Source organism: Neisseria sp. P0021.S006 (genome assembly GCF_051956895.1).
This window is the reverse complement of the sequence record NZ_JBQCWZ010000792.1, coordinates 1-659: the sequence shown is the minus strand read 5'-3', so window position 1 is coordinate 659 and position 659 is coordinate 1. Positions and strand designations below refer to the sequence as shown.

Sequence of the window (659 nt, the reverse complement as noted above, 5' to 3'; positions counted from 1 at the left end):
ATACAGGCCGTCTGAAAGCGTTTTACAACATAATTCAACAGCTTGTCGCCGAAGACAAACTCTTGGCATACCACGACCGCAGCGACGGCGGCTTGTTTGCCGCTTTGGTAGAAATGGCATTTGCTGCACGTTGCGGCTTGAATGTGGATTTGACCTCGCTGGTTGCCAACCAAGCCGATGTCAACGAAGCAAGCATCCGTGCATTGTTCAATGAAGAGCTGGGCGCAGTGATTCAAATTGCCAAACAAGATGTTGCAGCCGTAGAAGCCTTGTTTAAAGAAGCTGATTTGGCACTGCATGCTGTTGCGACCATCGGTACTGACGAGAAAATCGTTATCCGCAATCAGGCAGGCATCGTACTGGAACAAAACCGCGCCGACCTGCAACGCGTATGGCAGGAAACCAGCCACGCCATCCAACGCCTGCGCGACAATCCTGCCTGCGCCGACAGCGAGTTCGCACTGATTGGCGACAACGACCGCAGCGCATTGTTTGCCGACGTGAAGTTTGATGTAAACGAAGACATCGCCGCGCCGTTTATCAACAGCTGCGCGAAACCCAAAATCGCCATCCTGCGCGAACAGGGCGTGAACGGGCAAATCGAAATGGCCGCCGCCTTCACCCGCGCCGGATTCGATGCCTACGACGTGCATATGTCC

1 protein-coding gene is annotated in these 659 nt (G+C 54.2%); it reads left to right on the top strand.

What is annotated here, in order from left to right:
* Positions 1 to 659: phosphoribosylformylglycinamidine synthase subunit PurQ (locus tag ACTHUM_RS17135; protein WP_440403573.1), on the top strand; the 659-nt coding region annotated here is incomplete at both ends.